At 59.9% G+C, this 17,183-nt stretch carries 16 protein-coding genes; 9 read left to right on the top strand and 7 right to left on the bottom strand.

The window, feature by feature from the left end:
• Positions 1 to 6 precede the first annotated feature (6 nt).
• On the bottom strand, positions 7 to 1,242 hold the full coding sequence (locus ACP7BS_RS20650) for an NAD(P)/FAD-dependent oxidoreductase (protein ID WP_426239626.1): 1,236 nt from the start codon (positions 1,240 to 1,242) through the stop codon (positions 7 to 9).
• Between the two features lie 274 nt (positions 1,243 to 1,516).
• On the opposite strand from ACP7BS_RS20650, the gene ACP7BS_RS20645 reads away from it, so the two are divergent.
• Positions 1,517 to 2,173 (top strand): hypothetical protein, encoded by a 657-nt coding sequence (locus ACP7BS_RS20645; protein ID WP_426239625.1) that lies wholly within the window; start codon positions 1,517 to 1,519, stop codon positions 2,171 to 2,173.
• Between the two features lie 29 nt (positions 2,174 to 2,202).
• On the opposite strand, the gene ACP7BS_RS20640 is transcribed toward ACP7BS_RS20645, so the two are convergent.
• The 3 genes from ACP7BS_RS20640 to gltX form a co-directional block, all read right to left on the bottom strand.
• Positions 2,203 to 2,376 carry a DUF1328 domain-containing protein gene (locus ACP7BS_RS20640; RefSeq protein WP_037100293.1) on the bottom strand — a complete coding sequence of 58 codons (174 nt, stop codon included), beginning with the start codon at positions 2,374 to 2,376 and terminating at the stop codon, positions 2,203 to 2,205.
• 112 nt (positions 2,377 to 2,488) lie between these two features.
• Entirely contained in the window at positions 2,489 to 3,982 is a 1,494-nt protein-coding gene (lysS, locus tag ACP7BS_RS20635) for a lysine--tRNA ligase (protein WP_426239624.1), read from the bottom strand.
• Positions 3,983 to 4,173: 191 nt separating this feature from the next.
• Positions 4,174 to 5,631: a glutamate--tRNA ligase gene (gene gltX, locus ACP7BS_RS20630; protein WP_426239623.1), complete on the bottom strand. Its 1,458-nt coding sequence runs from the start codon at positions 5,629 to 5,631 to the stop codon at positions 4,174 to 4,176.
• 280 nt (positions 5,632 to 5,911) lie between these two features.
• Between gltX and ACP7BS_RS20625 the strand changes: the two genes are divergently transcribed.
• The 3 genes from ACP7BS_RS20625 (at position 5,912) to ACP7BS_RS20615 (ending at position 7,350) form a co-directional block, all read left to right on the top strand.
• Positions 5,912 to 6,259 carry an ArsR/SmtB family transcription factor gene (locus ACP7BS_RS20625; protein WP_426239622.1) on the top strand — a complete coding sequence of 116 codons (348 nt, stop codon included), beginning with the start codon at positions 5,912 to 5,914 and terminating at the stop codon, positions 6,257 to 6,259.
• A complete protein-coding gene (locus tag ACP7BS_RS20620; protein WP_426239621.1) occupies positions 6,243 to 6,731 on the top strand; it encodes an SRPBCC family protein in 489 nt (162 codons plus the stop codon). Before ACP7BS_RS20625 ends, ACP7BS_RS20620 begins: the two co-directional genes overlap by 17 nt.
• Positions 6,732 to 6,813: 82 nt before the next feature.
• Positions 6,814 to 7,350, top strand: coding sequence for an SRPBCC family protein (locus ACP7BS_RS20615; RefSeq protein WP_426239620.1), 537 nt, complete (start codon positions 6,814 to 6,816; stop codon positions 7,348 to 7,350).
• Between the two features lie 299 nt (positions 7,351 to 7,649).
• On the opposite strand, the gene ACP7BS_RS20610 is transcribed toward ACP7BS_RS20615, so the two are convergent.
• From ACP7BS_RS20610 to ACP7BS_RS20600, 3 genes are all read right to left on the bottom strand, one after another.
• Positions 7,650 to 8,399 (bottom strand): TerC family protein, encoded by a 750-nt coding sequence (locus ACP7BS_RS20610; protein WP_426239619.1) that lies wholly within the window; start codon positions 8,397 to 8,399, stop codon positions 7,650 to 7,652.
• A gap of 148 nt (positions 8,400 to 8,547) precedes the next feature.
• Entirely contained in the window at positions 8,548 to 9,387 is an 840-nt protein-coding gene (locus ACP7BS_RS20605) for an AraC family transcriptional regulator (RefSeq protein ID WP_426239618.1), read from the bottom strand.
• A gap of 107 nt (positions 9,388 to 9,494) precedes the next feature.
• A complete protein-coding gene (locus ACP7BS_RS20600; protein ID WP_426239617.1) occupies positions 9,495 to 10,193 on the bottom strand; it encodes a TetR/AcrR family transcriptional regulator in 699 nt (232 codons plus the stop codon).
• A gap of 129 nt (positions 10,194 to 10,322) precedes the next feature.
• On the opposite strand from ACP7BS_RS20600, the gene ACP7BS_RS20595 reads away from it, so the two are divergent.
• The 5 genes from ACP7BS_RS20595 (at position 10,323) to xylB (ending at position 17,140) form a co-directional block, all read left to right on the top strand.
• A complete protein-coding gene (locus tag ACP7BS_RS20595) occupies positions 10,323 to 11,546 on the top strand; it encodes an HlyD family secretion protein (RefSeq protein WP_426239616.1) in 1,224 nt (407 codons plus the stop codon).
• Positions 11,547 to 11,691: 145 nt separating this feature from the next.
• On the top strand, positions 11,692 to 13,284 hold the full coding sequence (locus ACP7BS_RS20590) for a DHA2 family efflux MFS transporter permease subunit (protein ID WP_426239615.1): 1,593 nt from the start codon (positions 11,692 to 11,694) through the stop codon (positions 13,282 to 13,284).
• Positions 13,285 to 13,370: 86 nt separating this feature from the next.
• Positions 13,371 to 14,501, top strand: coding sequence for a metallophosphoesterase (locus ACP7BS_RS20585; protein ID WP_426239614.1), 1,131 nt, complete (start codon positions 13,371 to 13,373; stop codon positions 14,499 to 14,501).
• A gap of 103 nt (positions 14,502 to 14,604) precedes the next feature.
• Positions 14,605 to 15,675, top strand: coding sequence for a LacI family DNA-binding transcriptional regulator (locus ACP7BS_RS20580; RefSeq protein WP_426239613.1), 1,071 nt, complete (start codon positions 14,605 to 14,607; stop codon positions 15,673 to 15,675).
• 10 nt (positions 15,676 to 15,685) lie between these two features.
• Positions 15,686 to 17,140, top strand: coding sequence for a xylulokinase (gene xylB / locus ACP7BS_RS20575; protein WP_426239704.1), 1,455 nt, complete (start codon positions 15,686 to 15,688; stop codon positions 17,138 to 17,140).
• Positions 17,141 to 17,183: the final 43 nt, after the last annotated feature.

Raw genomic sequence — 17,183 nt, 5'->3', positions numbered from 1 at the left:
TTGTCCTTACTGAAACCGCTGAATGCTGAAGGATTGGAGATCGGGTTGATCGCCATGATCCAGAAGTGCTGCCACCTTTTTTCCGGTGATTGCCGACAGCGTCAGGCCGAGATGGCCGTGGCCGAAGGCGAGTGCGATGCGCGGATCGTGCGGGCAGAGGCCGATGACCGGCACCGAATCCGGCGTGGACGGCCGCCGGCCCATCCATTCGCTGCCGCCGGTCTCCGGCAGGCTCGGCACATAGCGGCGCATCTTCTGGCGCATTGCGGCGGACCGGGCGAAATTCGCTGGTGCGTCCGGCTTGGCCAGCTCCACCGCGCCACCGACCCGAAGGGCGTTTTTCAGCGGGGTGGCAACGAAGCCGTGTTCGGCGAAGAAGACCGGCAATTCCAGTGTCACCTGTGGATTGATGAAGGTGGTGTTGTAGCCGCGTTCGCTTTCCAGGAGAACCTTGAGACCAAGACCGCGCACCAGCGTCCGCGACCAGACGCCGGCCGATATCACCGCCTTGTCGAAGGTTTGGGGTGATTGCCCGCGGCTCAGGAACGTGATGCCGTTGGTCTCCTGGCGAACATTTTCCACCTGTGCATCGATGACCGTTCCGCGTTCGCGCACATAGGCCTGCAGATGCCGGAGCAGGGCGAGTGGATCGAGAAAGGTCTGGTAACCGGCGGAAAAGACCCCACCGGCAAAGTTCCCCTCAAGAGCCGGTACCCGCGACCGTGCCTGCGCGGCATCGAGTTTTTCGACCGCATAGCCGAGCAGAGCTGCATTGCCGCTCTCATGACGGAACGCGGCGTCGACCGCCTTTTCAGTATCGAAAATGGTCAGCGCACCACTGGGTTTCATGTGCCCGGATAGTCCGGCCATGCGGGCAAGGTCTTCGTGGGCACCGAGAGCCTCGCGCATAAGGCCGAGCAGGGCCGTCCGCGAGCGCTCCACCCGCGCCGGCGTGGCCGCCATCAGCAGATTGATGAGCCAAGGCGTGAGAGCCGGCAGGTCCTGCCACCGCAGGGTCAAGGGTCCCAGCGGATCGAGCAGCCATTTCGGCGCCGACAACAGCATGTCGGGGCGTGCCAGCGGATCGATCTCGGGAACGGCGAGAATGCCGGCATTGCCGACGGATGCGGGCAGGCCGCCGATGTCCTTTTCGAAAATGGTCACGTCATGCCCCTGTTCGATCAGGTGAACGGCGGTGGCGCACCCGATGATGCCTGCCCCTGCGATACCAATGCGCGCCATGATGTCGGATATGTCCCTGTTTCGAACCGGAAGGTGTGAGCACCGGTTTTAGCGGTGCGCCAGCCAAGAGCAACTGATTTGCGGGCAGAAATCGAGCAAAGTTTCAAATCGGGGCAAATCGGCCGTTGGGCGGCAACAAACCGCCAGGACGCTTAAACTTTCCGAAACGTGGCCACGATAGGGTGGAGGCTCAATCAAAAGGCGGGGGGCGTTCCTGCATCCGCGCATGGCGCGGCGGGGGCCGGGAGTTGAAGCTGATGACGGAACAGCGCACGTGAAGTCGGTCTTTAAAAAGATACGTCTCCCCCGCAAGGTGATGTTCGTCATTACCGGCATTCTCGTGCTGTCGGGTGCGTCCGGCGCCTATGCTGTCTATTCCGGCAAGGAAACCTTTCTCGGCATGGTTGGGCCGCAAAAGCCCTCAATTTCGGGGCTTGCCTGCACCACGCTCGAGACGCTGAAGATGCGCCGCAACGGTCAGCGCTGGATCCGCAAGTATGTAAGCACGGAATCTGCCGGTGGCGTCGATCGCGTCCGCACTGCGTTGCGCATTGCCGGCCTGCTGGCCAAGGAAGAGCAGGCCGATCTCTATCAGGTCGTGGTGCTCGATGCCGCCGGGCCTTCGGATCGTGCCGGCCGTCGCGGCGCTGCTATCGGTGCCCAGGTGCTGTATGCGCCCGATCCGTCCATGCTGCCGGGAATGAGCACGCCCTTCGTTGCCCGCTACACGGACGCCAAGGCAAATAGTGTCGGTCTCTTCTACGGCCGCGAAATCGCCCTCTCGGCGGAGGACGTCAAGACCACGCTGACGGCGATGGACGACAAATCGGATTGTTTCGATCCGGTTGCCGCCGCTGCCGCAGCAGAGCCGGGCGCTACCGGATCAAAGAGCGGCGCCGAGAGCCCGCTGGAAAAACCAGCGGGACACTGACGGGACTTGGATACTATCGTTCGTCCCGATCAGACGATGGCGTTGCCGGCGATGACGGCGAGAACCACGAAAATCAGGAAGATGATCACGGCGATGGCAAATAGCACACGCGCGATCGTCGCGGTTGCGGCTGAAACGCCGGAAAAACCAAGAAAACCGGTAATCAGCGAGATAACCAGGAAAATAAGCGCCCATTTCAGCATGGAGGGGTCCTTTCAAATTCTGCCGACATAGACGCGCAGGACCTGGAAAAGTTCCATCAGCTCATGGGAATGCGCCATCCTGTTTCCAGGATGACGCGTTCTTGGTTTTATCTCAGTCCGCCTTGTTGCGGCGGGCCGGGAAGAGGATGATGTCGCGGATCGACGGCGCGTTGGTCAAGAGCATGATCAGTCGATCGACGCCGATGCCAAGGCCACCGGCGGGCGGCATGCCCTGGTCGATCGCATCGAGGAATTCGTCGTCCAGCTGCTTGTCCTTTTCGCCGCGGGCATGGGCCTGTTCCAGCTGTTCGACCATGCGCTTGCGCTGCTCTTCCGGATCGTTGAGCTCCGAAAACGCGTTGCCCAGTTCCCAGGCGTTGCAATAGGTCTCGAAACGCTCGACCAAGCGCGGTTCGCCCGGCACTTCCTTGGCAAACGGCGAGATGTCCTTCGGAAAATGCGTCACGTGCGACGGCTGGATCAGCGTGCCCTCGACTTTTTCTTCAAAGATGAAGGCGAGGCATTCGCCCCAGGTCCAGTCCTTTTCGACTGCAAAGCCGGCAGCCTTGGCTGCGGTGCGGGCTTCTTCATCGGTTTTCATGGCGATGAAGTCGAGGCCGGTCGCTTCCTTGACGGCATCGGGCATGGGCACGCGCTTGAACGGACCCTTGAAGGAGATTTCCTTGTCGCCGAACATGAATTCGGTGGTGCCGTGGATCGATAGTGCGAGTGTCGAGAAAAGCCGCTCGACGAGGTCCATGATGTCCTCGTAGTCGGCATAGGCCCAGTAGCATTCCATCATGGTGAATTCGGGATTGTGCCGGGTGGAGACGCCTTCGTTGCGGAAGTTGCGGTTGATCTCGAACACCTTGTCGGACAGACCCGAAACCAGCGTGCGCTTCAAGAACAGTTCCGGCGCAATGCGCAGGTACATGTCGAGCTTCAGCGTGTTGTGATGCGTCTTGAAGGGCTCGGCTGTTGCGCCGCCATAGACCGAGTGCAGCATCGGCGTTTCGACTTCCATGAAGCCGTCGTCTTCCATGAAGCGGCGGATGCCGGAAACGATCTTCGAGCGCTGCTGGAAGCGCAGCTTGGATTCCTCGTTGGTCATGATGTCGAGATGGCGCTTGCGGTAGCGCTGCTCGATGTCGGACAGGCCATGCCACTTCTCCGGCATCGGCAGCAGCGACTTGGTCAGCATGATGATCTCTTGCGCGTTGATCGACAGCTCGCCGCGCTTTGTGCGGCGGACAACACCGGTGACGCCAATGATGTCGCCGATATCGATCAGGGGCAGCAGCGCGCGGGCGTCTTCCGGCGTCGTATCCTTGTGGGAAAAGATCTGGATCTTGCCGCCGGCATCATGGATGTCCATGAACATGCCGGAATTGCGCGAGGAATAGACCCGGCCCGCCACAGTGACGACATCGTCCGTCACCACATCCGCTTCCAGGCTTTCGTATTTGCTGGCCAGCTCCGCGTTGGTGATGGTGCGGTGGAAATGCGCCGGATAGACGTCGCCGATTTTTTCGCGCAGCAACGCCAGTTTCTGGGCGCGCACTTCGGTGACGTCGGAGGAGAGGGCGGTTTCGGTCTTTTCGGTCATAGGGCTCGCCTTATCAATGCGGCATATCTTGAAATTGTGTCATTCGCAGCCGGTGCGGCGTGCCTGGTCTAACCCTCCCCCTTGTGGGGAGGGTCGGAGCGCAGCGGAGGGGAGGGGTTCTTTCTTTTCTTGAAAGGAAAATCCCCTCCCCAACCCTCCCCACAAGGGGGAGGGAGTTTACCGCGCAAGCGTTATTTTCCGCTGCCAGCCATCGAGGCCGCAACCTGGCCGGCGACCTTCAGGCGCTGGCGCACGACCGAGCGGCCGAGGATGGCCATCGAGTCGAACAGCGGCAGCGAGCGGGTCGAGCCGGAAACGGCGACGAACAGCGGCGCGACGATGACCTTGAGCTTCTTGCCCATGCGATCGGCGATGGCGCGCAGTTCGGCTTCGATCGCCTCGACGTTCCATTCGAGGATCTTTTCCAGGTCCGGCTGGACCGTGTTGAAGATCTCGACCAGTTCTTCCGGGCTCGATTTGACCTTGGCGAAAGATGCGGCGTCAAGCGCGAGGTCGGACTTGAACAGGAAGCCTGCCAGATCCGGCAGTTCGCCGAGCTTGGAGATGCGCGACTGCGAGAGCTTGAGGCCCTGCTTGATCCGGTCGTTTTCCATCGCCCAGGCAAGAACGCGGGCGGCGAACTCGTCTTCGCTCAAACCTTCGCGCAGCCAGCGGCCATTCAGCCAGTCAAGCTTCTGCACATCGAAGATCGCGCCGGCCTTGGAAAGATTGCCCGGATCGAATTTCTCCGCCAGCTGTTCCATAGTCAGCAATTCCTCACCTTCGGCAATTTGCACGAAAAACAGGCCGAGGAAGTTCATCAGCGCTTCCGGCAAGTAGCCGAGGGCCGAGTAATAGGAGATCGACGTCGGGTTCTTGCGCTTCGACAGCTTCGACTTGTCGGCATTGCGCATCAGGGAAAGATGCATGAACACTGGCGGCTCGAGGTCGAGATACTGATAGATCAGGATATGCTTCGGCACCGAGGACAGCCATTCCTCGCCGCGCGCGACATGGCTGATCTTCATCAAATGGTCGTCGACGACATTGGCCATATGATAGGTCGGCATGCCGTCGGCCTTCAGCAGAACCTGCATATCGACCGCATCCCACGGGATATCGACTTCGCCGTAGACGCCATCGACGAACTTGCAGGAGCCTTCGGTCGGGATTTTCATGCGCACGACGGTCGGTTCGCCGGCATCCATGCGTGTCGTGACTTCCTCTGCCGACAGCGTCAGGCACCGGCCGTCATATTTCGGCGGCTTGCCGGCGGCGCGCTGCGCTTCCCGCATTTCGGCCAGCCGTTCTGGCGTGCAGAAGCAGCGGAAGCCGTGGCCGTTGGAAACGATCTTTTCGACGAAGGGGAGGTAGGTGTCCTTGCGGTCGCTCTGGCGGTAAGGGCCGTAGGGGCCGCCGATATCCGGGCCTTCCGACCATTTCAGTCCGCACCATTTCAGCGCGTCCAGCACCTTGGTTTCGAATTCCGGCGTCGAACGGGTCGCGTCGGTGTCTTCGATACGTAGGATGAACTCGCCACCCATCTTCTGCGCGAAGAGATAGTTGAACAACGCAATGTATGCGGTGCCGACATGGGGTTCGCCGGTGGGGGAAGGTGCAATGCGCACCCGGACTGGTCTGTCTGTCATGATCCTGGCCCGTGCTTTACGTGCTTTCGGCCTTCCGCCGGAAAGGAGACGTCCGGATGTGAAGGCGCATGCTTTTAAGGGAAGGAAATGCCCGATCGATGCCTGAAACGGCGGAAAATATCGGAAATTCCGTATGGCTGGCGTGAGACCATATTCAAAAGGGCGCGTCAAGGAAAACTGCGTTTGCGGCGGCGGCGACGGTGTTCTGAGGGACCGTTGACACATGATCCGATTTTATTTATTTAACTCTCAGGTTAATTAACTTTATGGTTTAATACTAATGACCCAGGATCAACTCAGCACAACTCTTTCGGCGCTCGCCGATCCGACGCGGCGGGCGATCCTGGCGCGGCTCGCCTTGGGCGAGGCGTCGGTCAATGAATTGGCCGAACCTTTCGCAATGAGCCTGCCTGCCGTTTCCAAGCATCTGAAAGTGCTGGAAAAGGCCGGCCTGATCAGTCGTGGGCGCGAGGCGCAGTGGCGCCCTTGCAAACTGGAAGCGGGGCCGTTGAAGGACCTCAACGCCTGGCTCGATAACTACCGGCAATTTTGGGAGGAGAGTTTCGACAAGCTCGACCTCTACCTGCAAAAACTTCAAGAGGGAGATGGAAATGCACGCAAGAGCTGACGTTGTCCCGGCAGGCAAGGCCAACCTTGTCCTGACGCGGACATTCAATGCCCCGGCAGCAATGGTCTACAAGGTCTGGACCGACCCGTATCATCTGGCTCAGTGGTGGGGTCCGCACAACTTTACCAATCCCGTCTGCGAGGTCGATCTGAGGCCCGGCGGCGTCATTCGTATCCATATGAAAGGGCCGGACGGGCAGATGTATCCGTCGAACGGTACCTTCAAGGAAATCGTCGAGAACGAGCGTCTGGTCTTTACCAGCACCTATGACAGCGAAGACGGCGTCACGATGCTCGAAGCGTTGAATACGGTGACATTCACCGAGACGGACGGCAAGACCGTTCTGACCCTGCATGCGCAGGTGCTGAGAGCGACAGAAGCCGTGTTGCCTGCGCTCGACGGCATGGAAGAAGGCTGGAGCCAGAGCCTCGAAAAGCTCGCCGACGTCATCGCAGCCGCTTCCAACGCTTGAAATTTTATCAGACCGAAATTCCCCTGAAGTGCGCGTCAGCCTCTTCAGGGGCCCTATTCCCATACGCAACAGGAACCCGACTATGCTGAAAATTCTGCTGATTATCCTTGCCGTCATCGTCGTACTTGTGCTCGGCGCCGTCGTCTTTGCCGCGACAAAACCCGATACATTTCATGTCGAGCGCAGCGCCATTATCAATGCACCGCCGGAAAAGATCTTTCCGCTGATCAACGATTTCAACCAGTGGCAGGCATGGTCGCCCTACGAAAAGAAGGACCCGGCGATGAAGCGCACATTTGAAGGCGCGACCAGCGGCCAGGGCGCGGTATACAATTGGGACGGTAACAAGGATGTCGGCGCCGGCCGGATGGAAATCACCGAAGCGACGCCGTCATCCAAGCTTCAGATCAAGCTCGATTTCGTCCGTCCATTCGAAGGTCACAACGTCGCAACGTTCACGCTCTCGCCTGCGGCACAAGGCACAACGGTGACCTGGGCAATGGATGGGCCGAGCCCGCTGATTGCCAAGGTGATGGGTCTGTTCTTCAACATGGACACGATGATCGGCGACGATTTTGCCAAGGGGCTCGAAAATCTGAAGGCTCTCGCCGAGAAGTAAGGCTTCAAATTGGGAACCAAACCCGGTTAGGACCGTTTTCGTCCCGAGGAGTGCGGGGCGGTGCCAACCGGACTTGAGGGAGATGGAGAACGCAGAGATTTTTCTGGTTTCTTTCTGCGGCCAACGAAACGGCAGTCGAGCTTCTTACCCCTTCCGCCTCGTATCCTCACCAAGCGCCATGTCGAATCGCCCCGGGGGCCCGTCCCGGGGCTTTTTGATGTCGTTCCCATCGTATAAAAAAGGGAGCGCAGCCGGACGGTTGCGCTCCCTCGTCGATCTAAAACCAGACCAAAGCCCGATTAGAGCTTAGCTGCCTTGTCCCTTTGCCGCTTGCGGCGCGACAGCATGTTGAGCACCTCAACCAGGGCCGAGAAGGCCATGGCCGCGTAGACATAGCCCTTTGGAACATGGAAGCCCATGCCTTCGGCGATCAGCGTCGTGCCGATCATCAGGAGGAAGCCAAGCGCCAGCATGACGATGGTTGGGTTCTTTTCGATGAAGCGGGCGAGCGGCCCGGCTGCCACCAGCATGACGGTCACTGCGAAGATGACCGAAATGATCATGATCGGAAGGTGCGGGGTCATGCCGACGGCCGTGATGATGCTGTCGATCGAGAAGACGAGGTCGAGGACCAGGATCTGGCCGATGGCGGCAGCGAAAGTGGTCGTGCCGGCCTTGGCAAGCGCATCCTCTTCGTGATCGACGGGATCGACGGTGTGATGGATTTCCTTGGTTGCCTTCCAGACCAGGAACAGGCCGCCGGCGATCAGAATCATGTCCTTCCAGGAATAGCCATGTCCGAAGAGGTCAAACACCGGTTCGGTCAACTGGACAATCCAGGCGACGGTTCCGAGCAGTGCCAGGCGCATGACCAGTGCCAGGCCGATGCCGATGCGGCGGGCCCTTTCGCGGTGTTCCGGCGGCAGTTTGTTGGTCAGGATTGAAATGAAGATCAGGTTGTCGATGCCGAGCACGACTTCCATCACAATCAGGGTGATCAGGGCAATCCAGGCAGTCGGATCTTGCATCAGAAGCAGAATATCCTGCATCGGCGGTGGTTCCTTCCTCGATGGTCAAGGTACATATACGGGAACCCGCGCAGCCGGTGGGCAGCGCGGGTTTAATTGATAATCCTTATGTATGTGGAAAACGCGACAAGGCAAGCGCTAGAGGGCGCTCAAAAGGGCCGCGATACCGTTAACTCTTCACCGGAAGCCAGATTTCCGTCAGCCCCATGCCGGTTCTCGGGTCGAACCGCTCGTCGTAACGCTCCATCAGGTCCGGGAGCCCGGCATGGCTGTAGCCGGACGAGGGCAGCCATTCGGTAAAGATCGCATGGCAGGTTGCCTGGATGCCGGAAATGTGGCCGCGATGCGCGAAGATCGCGTAGGTCTGGGCGGGAAGCTTGAGGCTTTCAAAACCCTCGGGTAATGCATCAGTGCCGCGAACCTCGACGGCGGTCATGTATTGAAAGCTGCCGTCCTGTCCCTCTTCCTGTGTGCAGATCCCATACGCAGCATTGCCGATCTGTCCGGAAATACTGCCGTCATGGGCGTTGAACCGTTGCCATTGCGAGGGAATGCCGGCGTTGCCACCGTAAGTGTAGGTCTGCTGCAGGCCTGCCATCAGCATGGGTGGCGTGGTTTCGAATCGCGGTTCGTTGAGTTTGGGAAGTGGTGCGGTGTTCATGCGGATAGGCTCCATAAGATCGAGATCGCCAAGATGCCCCCTGTTGCGAACCTCTTCCGGCGTCACGCCGAAATGGTCGCGAAAGGCACGTGTGAAGGCCTCATGCGAGCTGTAGCCCGCATCGAGAGCGACCGCGAGAATGCTGGTTGCGCCCTCGGCAAGGGACAGAGCTGCGGCACTGAGACGCCGTGCCCTGATATAACCACTGATCGAAAAGCCCGTCGTCAGGCCAAAGACACGCGACAGGTGATAACGGGAAAGCCCCGCCGTCTCCGCAACATCCTCCAGTGAAATATCCCCGGCGTAGTGGCTTTCGATAAACCACAGCGCCTTGCCGATCGCATTCATCCAACCTCCCGCAGCAAACCGATATGATCTTAGCGCCGATCAGGCAGCTTCACTTGATCGCAGTTGCGCGATTGATGCCATCCTCCTGTTTGCAAGGTCAGCGGTCGTCAGGCCGTTCCTGTCTGCCGTGTTGCGTAGGCAGCCATGAAAACGCGCACGGCGCCGCTAATCACCCGGTCGATTTCCTCCAGCGGCGGGGCGGATTCCATGGTTCCGAACAGGCGAAGCTTGAAGAAGCCGCCACTCGAGAGATCGAGAAACTGGCCTGCCGCCAGATCGAGATCATCGATTTTCAGACTGCCGATATCAACCTGATGCGCCAGGAATTCCTGCAGGACCGACCGCAGGTTTTCCGGTCCCTTGAAGAAGCGCTTGCACAGATCCGGCATACGATCGCGGACGCCGAGAACGGTGCGCATCGCGGTGATCACCTTTTCGTCGGTCATATGCGAAACGAAGCTGACGCCGAATTTATAAAGGCCGGTTTCGGCGTCCTCGTGCGCGGCCAAGACCGTGCGAACCGCCGCCAGGAAAAGAGCCCGCTCCTTTTCGATCATCGCCGAAAACAGGTCTTCCTTGTTCTGGAAGTAGACGTAGATCGTGCCCTTGGAAACGCCTGCTTCCCGGGTGATGTCATTCATGCTGGCGGCATCGAAGCCAACGCTCATGAACACACGTTTTGCGCCCTCGATGATCTGCTCGCGCTTTGCCGGATCTTCGCCGGCGGCGCGGCGGCCGGAAAGGGCCTCGCCCGGACAATCTAGTGTATCCGTTGTTTCTGCCAATTGCTCGTTACCTTCGGACATTTTTGTCTCATTGTTAACTTTTCGAACCGAACGGTTCGATTTGACTTGATATGTGAGTGTTTTCGCATTAAGTCAAATCGAACTGAACGGTTCGGTTCGAATTTCTCATATCATGGCTGGTAGTGCAATATGTCAGTTTCAAGCAAATCCGGTGCTGCCCATGTCCGCCCCGTCGGCGACGACTTCAAGGCGCCCGCCGAACAAGTCGAGGCTCCCGAAGCCAAGCACGTGACGGAGCCCGTCGCTGAACAGCAGGCTGCTCCGCAGGTTGCCGCCGCCGCCCAGACACCCGCTCCCAAGCGCCGCAAGCTGGTGTTTCCCATTATCGCCATCGCCGCGCTCGCCGCCGGCGGCTGGTATGGTTACGACTGGTGGACCAACGGCCGCTTCATGATCTCGACCGACGACGCTTATATCGAAGGCGATATCGCGTCGATCTCTCCAAAGGTTTCCGGCTATATCGAGAAGGTCAACGTCGTTGCCAACCAGCACGTCAAGGCCGGCGACCCGCTGATCACGCTCGACAAGGAAGATTACCGCATTGCTGCCGATCAGGCGCAGGCTCAGATCGATACGGAAAAACTGTCGCTGCAGCGTTTCGACGCGCAGATCGCTGGTGCCAAGGCCAGCGTCCAGCAGGCAGAAGCACAGAAAACCGCCCTTGAGGCGACCGTCCGAGGTGCTGAAACCACGTTGAAACGTGCGAGCGACCTCCAGTCAAAGGCAGTCGGTACGGTCGCCTCGCTCGATGACGCCACGGTTGCGCTCGATCAAGCCAAGGCAAACCTGATTGGCGGCGATGCGCAGATCGCCACGGCGAATGCCAACATCGCCGTGCTGGTTGCCCAGCGCGCCGAGGCTGAAAGCACGATCCGGTCGCTGGAACTCGCCCGCGACAAGGCGCAGCGCGACCTGGGCTTCACGGTTTTGAAGGCGCCTTACGATGGTGTGATCGGCAATCTGGCCGTTCAGGATGGCGACCTCGTGTCCGCCGGTCAGCGTCTGGCAGCCTTGGTGCCGACCGATCAGCTCTATATCGACGCCAATTTCAAGGAAACGCAGATCGCCCACATGGTTCCGGGCTCGAAGGTCAGCATCCATGTGGATGCCTTCGACGAGGCGCCGATCGTCGGCACCGTGCAGTCGATCTCGCCGGCCTCCGGTTCGGTGTTCTCGTTGCTGCCGGCTGAAAACGCCACGGGCAATTTCACCAAGGTGATCCAGCGCGTTCCGGTCCGCATCGTCTTCCCCAAAGAGGTGCTGGACAGCGGCCGTCTTCGCGCCGGCCTGAGCGTCGTCGTCGATGTCGATACCCGCACGGCTCCGAAGCAGGATACCGCTGCGGTCAAGTGATCCGTATGCCGCGCCGTCATGGCGCGGCCTCAACGGCTGAGAAGATGTCCCGGGCCGAAGCGCCTGGACCCTGTGATGCACCAGTTTTCATGACCATGATGGCTCCCACGTTCGTCTGAACGCGGTCACGCCAGGAGCAACGCCGATGGCTGCCACTGCAACAGCGGGTACGATGCCGCTTCCTGCCGCCCGCGCGGAAGAGAAGATGGATCCGAAACGGCTGATCGCCTTTTTCGCGATGGTCTTCGGCATGTTCATGTCGATCCTCGACATTCAGATCGTCTCGGCCTCATTGGCCGAAATTCAGGCCGGTCTGTCCGCCGGCTCCGACGAGGTCGCCTGGGTGCAGACGGCCTATCTGATCGCCGAAGTCATCATGATCCCGCTTTCGGGCACGCTCGCCCGGATCGTTTCGACACGGGTGCTGTTCTCGGTGTCGGCTGCAGGCTTTACGATTGCCAGCGCCCTTGCGGCAACGGCCACCAATATCGACCAGATGATCGTCTACCGGGTGCTGCAAGGCTTTATCGGCGGTGGCATGATCCCATCCGTCTTTGCTGCCGCATTCACGATCTTCCCGCCCTCCAAGCGTAGTATCGTCTCGCCGATCATCGGTTTGGTCGCGACACTCGCGCCAACCATCGGCCCGACCGTCGGCGGCTATCTCAGCCACGCCTTCTCGTGGCACTGGCTGTTCCTCGTCAATATTATTCCCGGCATCATCGTCACCATCGTCACCTGGAATTTCATCGATTTCGACAAGCCGGAACTCAGCCTTTTCAAGAAGTTCGACTGGTGGGGGCTGCTGTCGATGGCGGTCTTCCTCGGTGCGCTGGAATATGTGCTGGAAGAAGGCAACAAGAACGACTGGTTCAGCGACGAATACATCTTTATCGGTGCGGTCGCATCCGCGATCGGTGCTCTGGTTTTCTTCTATCGAGCGTTCAAGGTCGATTTTCCGATCGTCGATTTAAGGGCCTTCTCCAATCGAAACTTTGCCTTCGGCTCGCTGTTTTCCTTCGTCATGGGCATCGGCCTTTACGGCCTGACCTACATCTATCCGCTCTATCTCGGCCGGATCCGCGGCTACGATTCGCTGATGATCGGCGAGACGATGTTCGTGTCGGGTCTGGCGATGTTCTGCACAGCGCCGATTGCTGGCAGGCTCTCCACCAAGCTCGATCCACGCGTGATGATGGCGATCGGCTTCGCCAGCTTCGCATCCGGTACCTGGCTGATGAGCTCTCTGACGGCCGACTGGGATTTCTATGAGCTGCTGGTGCCGCAGATCCTGCGCGGTTTCGGATTGATGATGTGCATGGTGCCGATCAACAACGTCGCGCTCGGCACGTTGTCACCCGCCCGTATTCGAGGTGCTTCCGGGCTGTTCAACCTGACGCGTAATCTGGGCGGCGCCGTTGGTCTCGCTGCGATCAACACCATTCTGACCCAGCGTCAGGAGGAGCATTACGCCCGCCTGCAGGAGCATGTGCAATGGGGTAACCCCGAAGCCATGGACCAGCTGAACAACATGATCGCCAAGTACAATTCGCATGGCCTCGACGGCGCGACCATCGCCATTCGGAAGCTATCCGGGATCGTTACCCAGCAGGCGATGGTCATGTCGTTCATCGACGTGTTCCTGATCCTCACCGGCCTGTTCGGCGCCCTGGTCTTCTGCGCTTTCCTGATCCAGAAGCCGCAACCGGTGCCAACGGGAGCCGGCGGCGGACACTAGCCGTTAAGACCACTGCACATCCGAACTGTACGCCACGGCTTTCATCAGCCAGAATGCCCTGAAGGCAAAACTTCAGGGCATTCTGCATGACAGGCCATCTCTTTCCTTCGCTCCCCCGGCGCTCGTTTCTCGCCAATCTTCTCAGCCTCGGTGTTGTGTCATCGGTTGGTCCGGCATTCGCGGCCACCACAAAGACCGCACGGCCTCCGACCGACGCAACATTTCTGTTCACGGCAGATGTTCACACATGCCTCATCTCCGGCGGCGTGCTTAGCCCCAACTGCGCGCAGGAGGGCAAGACCGATGCCAATCTTTTGCGGCATGTGGCGGCTTTGAACCGCATCACGGAGTTTGACTGGCCAACGCAGATCGGCGGTGCGTCCACCGGGCTTGCGGGAGCCGGGCAGAAGATCGCCACGCCGCTGGGGCTCGTCATCGGAGGGGATATGACCGATGATGGCGGCGGGCAGGTGAAAGTCCCCAGCGAAGGTCATCAGCTGCTGCAATTTAACAGCCGCTATCAGCAAGGTACTGGCTCGGACCGGGTGCATTTCCCGGTCTATAACGGCCTTGGCAATCATGATCTCGATCAGGACGGTGCACCGCCGCATAGCGACTGGTATCGCCGCGAACTGCGCGACTATGTCGAACTCAATCATCGCCAGACGGTGTTCTACAAGCCGCCGGTGGCAGTTGCCAATTACGATATCGATTCCGACAATTATTCCTGGGACTGGGGCGGCCTGCATCTGGTGCAGCTGCAGCGCTTCGGCGGCGATACCAGCAAGGGGGCCATCAGCGGCCTGGACTGGTTGAAACAGGACCTCGCCAATTCGGCTGCCGATGGCCGGCCGGTGGTCCTGTTCCAGCATTATGGCTGGGATTCTTTCTCGTTGGAGAAATGGGATCCGGCGAAGATGACCTTTGATGACGAGGGTTCCGGTCACGCCCATTGGTGGGGCGAGGACGAGCGCTCGGCATTGCTGGGCGTACTCAAGGGGTACAACGTCGTTGGTCTGTTCCACGGCCACGAACACGATACGCCGATGATCTACAATCAGGACGGTCTCGACCTGTTCAAGCCGACCGCTACATTTAAGGGCGGCTTTGCAGCTGTTCACATTACCAATCATTATATGGATGTGGTCATTGCCGAGGCGCAGGGAACAGAGGGGAACGTGAATTTCCTCAAAGCTTTCAGCAAACCATTGGCCTGATCCGGGGAGAGGAGGACGACGGGCAGCAAGGGTCGGAGACTGGCTTGAATTTTCTGATTTACGTACATCAGATTTTCCTCTAAGGCTTTTTTCCGGAGGAAATATGCGCCCGACAGTTCACGATATTGCCGCTGCAGCAGGGGTCAGCCTTGCAACCGTCGACCGCGTTTTGAACCAGCGCGCCGGGGTGCGAACCGTCACGCGTGAAAGGGTCGAGCAGGCGATCGAGCGTATCGGCTATGTCCGCGACGTGGCCGCCGCAAACCTGGCCAAGAGCCGCGTTTACCCCTTCATCTTCATCCTGCCCTCCGGCGACAATTCCTTCATGCGCGGGCTGGAGGCGCAGGTGCGCGCTGCGATTGGCCGCTCCGCTGTCGAGCGCACCGATATTTCCATCGTTACCGTCCCGGCGTTTAACGCCGAAGCCTTGGTCGCAGCGCTGGATGAGGCTCGTGCGGTATCTCCGGCGGGAGTCGCCGTCGTTGCAATCGATTCCCCGCATGTCGTGGCCGCCGTTGATCGCCTTTCGGCCGCGCGTATCCCCGTCGTTACGCTGGTCTCGGATCTTGCCGGCTCCGCCCGCGATCATTTCGCCGGGATCGACAATATTGCCGCGGGCCGTACAGCAGCCAGCCTGATGGGACGTTTTCTCGGCGGCCGTTCCGGACCGGTTGCGGTGCTGGCCGGTTCGATGCTGGTGCGCGACCATCGCGAACGGCTTGAAGGCTTCCGGGCAGTGATGACGGAGAATTTTGGCGGGCACGCTCTATTGCCTGTCATCGAAGGGCAGGACGATCCTGACCTTGTGGAGAGACTGGTCGGTGAAGCGCTTGCCGCAGCGCCTGAAATTGCCGGTATCTACAGCCTTGGCGCGGGTAATCGCGGCCTCATCTCTGCTTTGAAACGGCGAAAGAATGCGGCTCCGGTCTGTGTCATCGCCCATGAGCTGACGCAGCATACGCGGGCAGCGTTAAACGAAGGATTGATCGATGTCATTCTCAATCAGGATGCCGGGCATGAGGTGCGTAGCGCTGTCCGCGTGCTGAAAGCCAAGGCCGACGGCGTTGCCGTGATCGGTGCACAGGAGCGCATCCGCCTCGACATTTTCCTCAAGGACAACCTGCCCTTTGAGCAGGACAGCAACCAAGCGCCCGAACGGGGCAGGCAAGACTAGGGAGATCAACATGTATCTTGGTATCGACCTCGGCACGTCCGGGGTGAAGGCATTGCTGATCGACGGCGGCCAACGGGTCATCGGTTCCGCATCCGGCGCCATGGACGTTTCGCGGCCGCATCCGGGCTGGTCGGAACAGGACCCGGCCCATTGGATCCGCGCGACGGAAGAAGCCATTGCCGGATTGAAGGCGGCCCATCCCAAGGAACTGGCCGCCGTCAAGGGGATCGGTCTCTCCGGTCATATGCACGGCGCGACGCTTCTGGATGACAATGACAAGGTTCTGCGTCCCTGCATTCTCTGGAACGATACCCGCAGCCACAAGCAGGCCCTGGCGCTTGACGCCGATCCGCAGTTCCGGGCGCTGACCGGCAATATCGTCTTTCCGGGGTTCACCGCGCCGAAACTTGCCTGGGTGGCCGAAAACGAACCCGAAACCTTCGAGAAGGTCGATTGGGTCCTGCTGCCGAAGGATTATCTGCGCCTGTGGCTGACCGGCGAGCATATTTCCGAAATGTCGGATTCGGCCGGCACTTCCTGGCTGGACACCGGCAAGCGCGCCTGGTCCGAAAGCCTGCTTGATGCGACTGGACTGACCGAAAGCCAAATGCCGTCATTGATCGAAGGTACGGAGCAGGGGGGCACCCTGAAAGCCGATCTCGCCGCCAAATGGGGCATGGGCGCGGGTGTCGTCGTTGCCGGCGGGGCAGGGGATAATGCCGCATCGGCCTGCGGCATGGGCACGGTCGGCGAAGGTCATGCCTTCGTATCGCTCGGCACCTCCGGCGTGTTGTTTGCCGCCAATACCAGCTATCTGCCCAATCCAGCCAGTGCCGTACACGCGTTCTGCCACGCGCTGCCCAATACCTGGCACCAGATGGGCGTCATCCTGTCGGCCACCGATGCCCTCAACTGGCATTCGGAGATCACCGGCAAGAGCGCTGCTGACCTGACCGCCGAGCTTGGCGACAACCTCCACGCACCGTCCGGGGTTACTTTCCTGCCATACCTCTCGGGCGAACGCACGCCCTACAATGATGCGGCCATTCGCGGTGTCTTTGCCGGGCTTGCCCATGAAAGCAGCCGCGTAGTTCTGACGCAAGCCGTGGTTGAAGGCGTTTCCTTCGCGCTTCGCGATAGCCTTGAGGCCCTGCGTGTCGCCGGGACCACGCTTTCAAGGGTCACGGCCATCGGCGGCGGTTCGCGCTCGCGCTACTGGCTGAAATCGATCGCGACGGCGCTGAACCTGCCGGTCGACGTGCCTGCCGATGGCGATTTCGGTGCGGCATTCGGCGCCGCCCGCCTTGGACTGGTCGCTGCGACAAAGGCTGATCCGCTCACCGTCTTCACCGCCCCGGCAACAGCCGAAACCATTGAGCCCGATACGGCTCTGCACGGCGCCTATGCGGATGCCTACCAGCGCTACCGCCGCCTCTATCCGGCGGTCAAGTCCGCAATGTTCTGATGCATGCCCTTCATCCCTGAAGCAGGGAGAGGGGAGTTCGAAA

It is taken from the genome of Pararhizobium sp. DWP1-1-3 (assembly GCF_049896125.1).
In the GTDB taxonomy this organism is placed as follows: Bacteria; Pseudomonadota; Alphaproteobacteria; order Rhizobiales; family Rhizobiaceae; genus Pararhizobium.
Note: the sequence above shows the minus strand (reverse complement) of the source record. Positions and strands in the feature narration are given on the sequence as shown.

Coding starts and splice junctions, on each gene's coding strand:
- ACP7BS_RS20650 (WP_426239626.1), bottom strand. CDS start 1,242: ATGGCGCGCATTGGTATCGCAGGGGCAGGCATCATCGGGTGCGCCACC.
- ACP7BS_RS20640 (WP_037100293.1), bottom strand. CDS start 2,376: ATGCTGAAATGGGCGCTTATTTTCCTGGTTATCTCGCTGATTACCGGT.
- lysS (WP_426239624.1), bottom strand. CDS start 3,982: ATGACCGAAAAGACCGAAACCGCCCTCTCCTCCGACGTCACCGAAGTG.
- gltX (WP_426239623.1), bottom strand. CDS start 5,631: ATGACAGACAGACCAGTCCGGGTGCGCATTGCACCTTCCCCCACCGGC.
- ACP7BS_RS20625 (WP_426239622.1), top strand. CDS start 5,912: ATGACCCAGGATCAACTCAGCACAACTCTTTCGGCGCTCGCCGATCCG.
- ACP7BS_RS20620 (WP_426239621.1), top strand. CDS start 6,243: ATGCACGCAAGAGCTGACGTTGTCCCGGCAGGCAAGGCCAACCTTGTC.
- ACP7BS_RS20615 (WP_426239620.1), top strand. CDS start 6,814: ATGCTGAAAATTCTGCTGATTATCCTTGCCGTCATCGTCGTACTTGTG.
- ACP7BS_RS20610 (WP_426239619.1), bottom strand. CDS start 8,399: ATGCAGGATATTCTGCTTCTGATGCAAGATCCGACTGCCTGGATTGCC.
- ACP7BS_RS20605 (WP_426239618.1), bottom strand. CDS start 9,387: ATGAATGCGATCGGCAAGGCGCTGTGGTTTATCGAAAGCCACTACGCC.
- ACP7BS_RS20600 (WP_426239617.1), bottom strand. CDS start 10,193: ATGTCCGAAGGTAACGAGCAATTGGCAGAAACAACGGATACACTAGAT.
- ACP7BS_RS20595 (WP_426239616.1), top strand. CDS start 10,323: ATGTCAGTTTCAAGCAAATCCGGTGCTGCCCATGTCCGCCCCGTCGGC.
- ACP7BS_RS20590 (WP_426239615.1), top strand. CDS start 11,692: ATGGCTGCCACTGCAACAGCGGGTACGATGCCGCTTCCTGCCGCCCGC.
- ACP7BS_RS20585 (WP_426239614.1), top strand. CDS start 13,371: ATGACAGGCCATCTCTTTCCTTCGCTCCCCCGGCGCTCGTTTCTCGCC.
- ACP7BS_RS20580 (WP_426239613.1), top strand. CDS start 14,605: ATGCGCCCGACAGTTCACGATATTGCCGCTGCAGCAGGGGTCAGCCTT.
- xylB (WP_426239704.1), top strand. CDS start 15,686: ATGTATCTTGGTATCGACCTCGGCACGTCCGGGGTGAAGGCATTGCTG.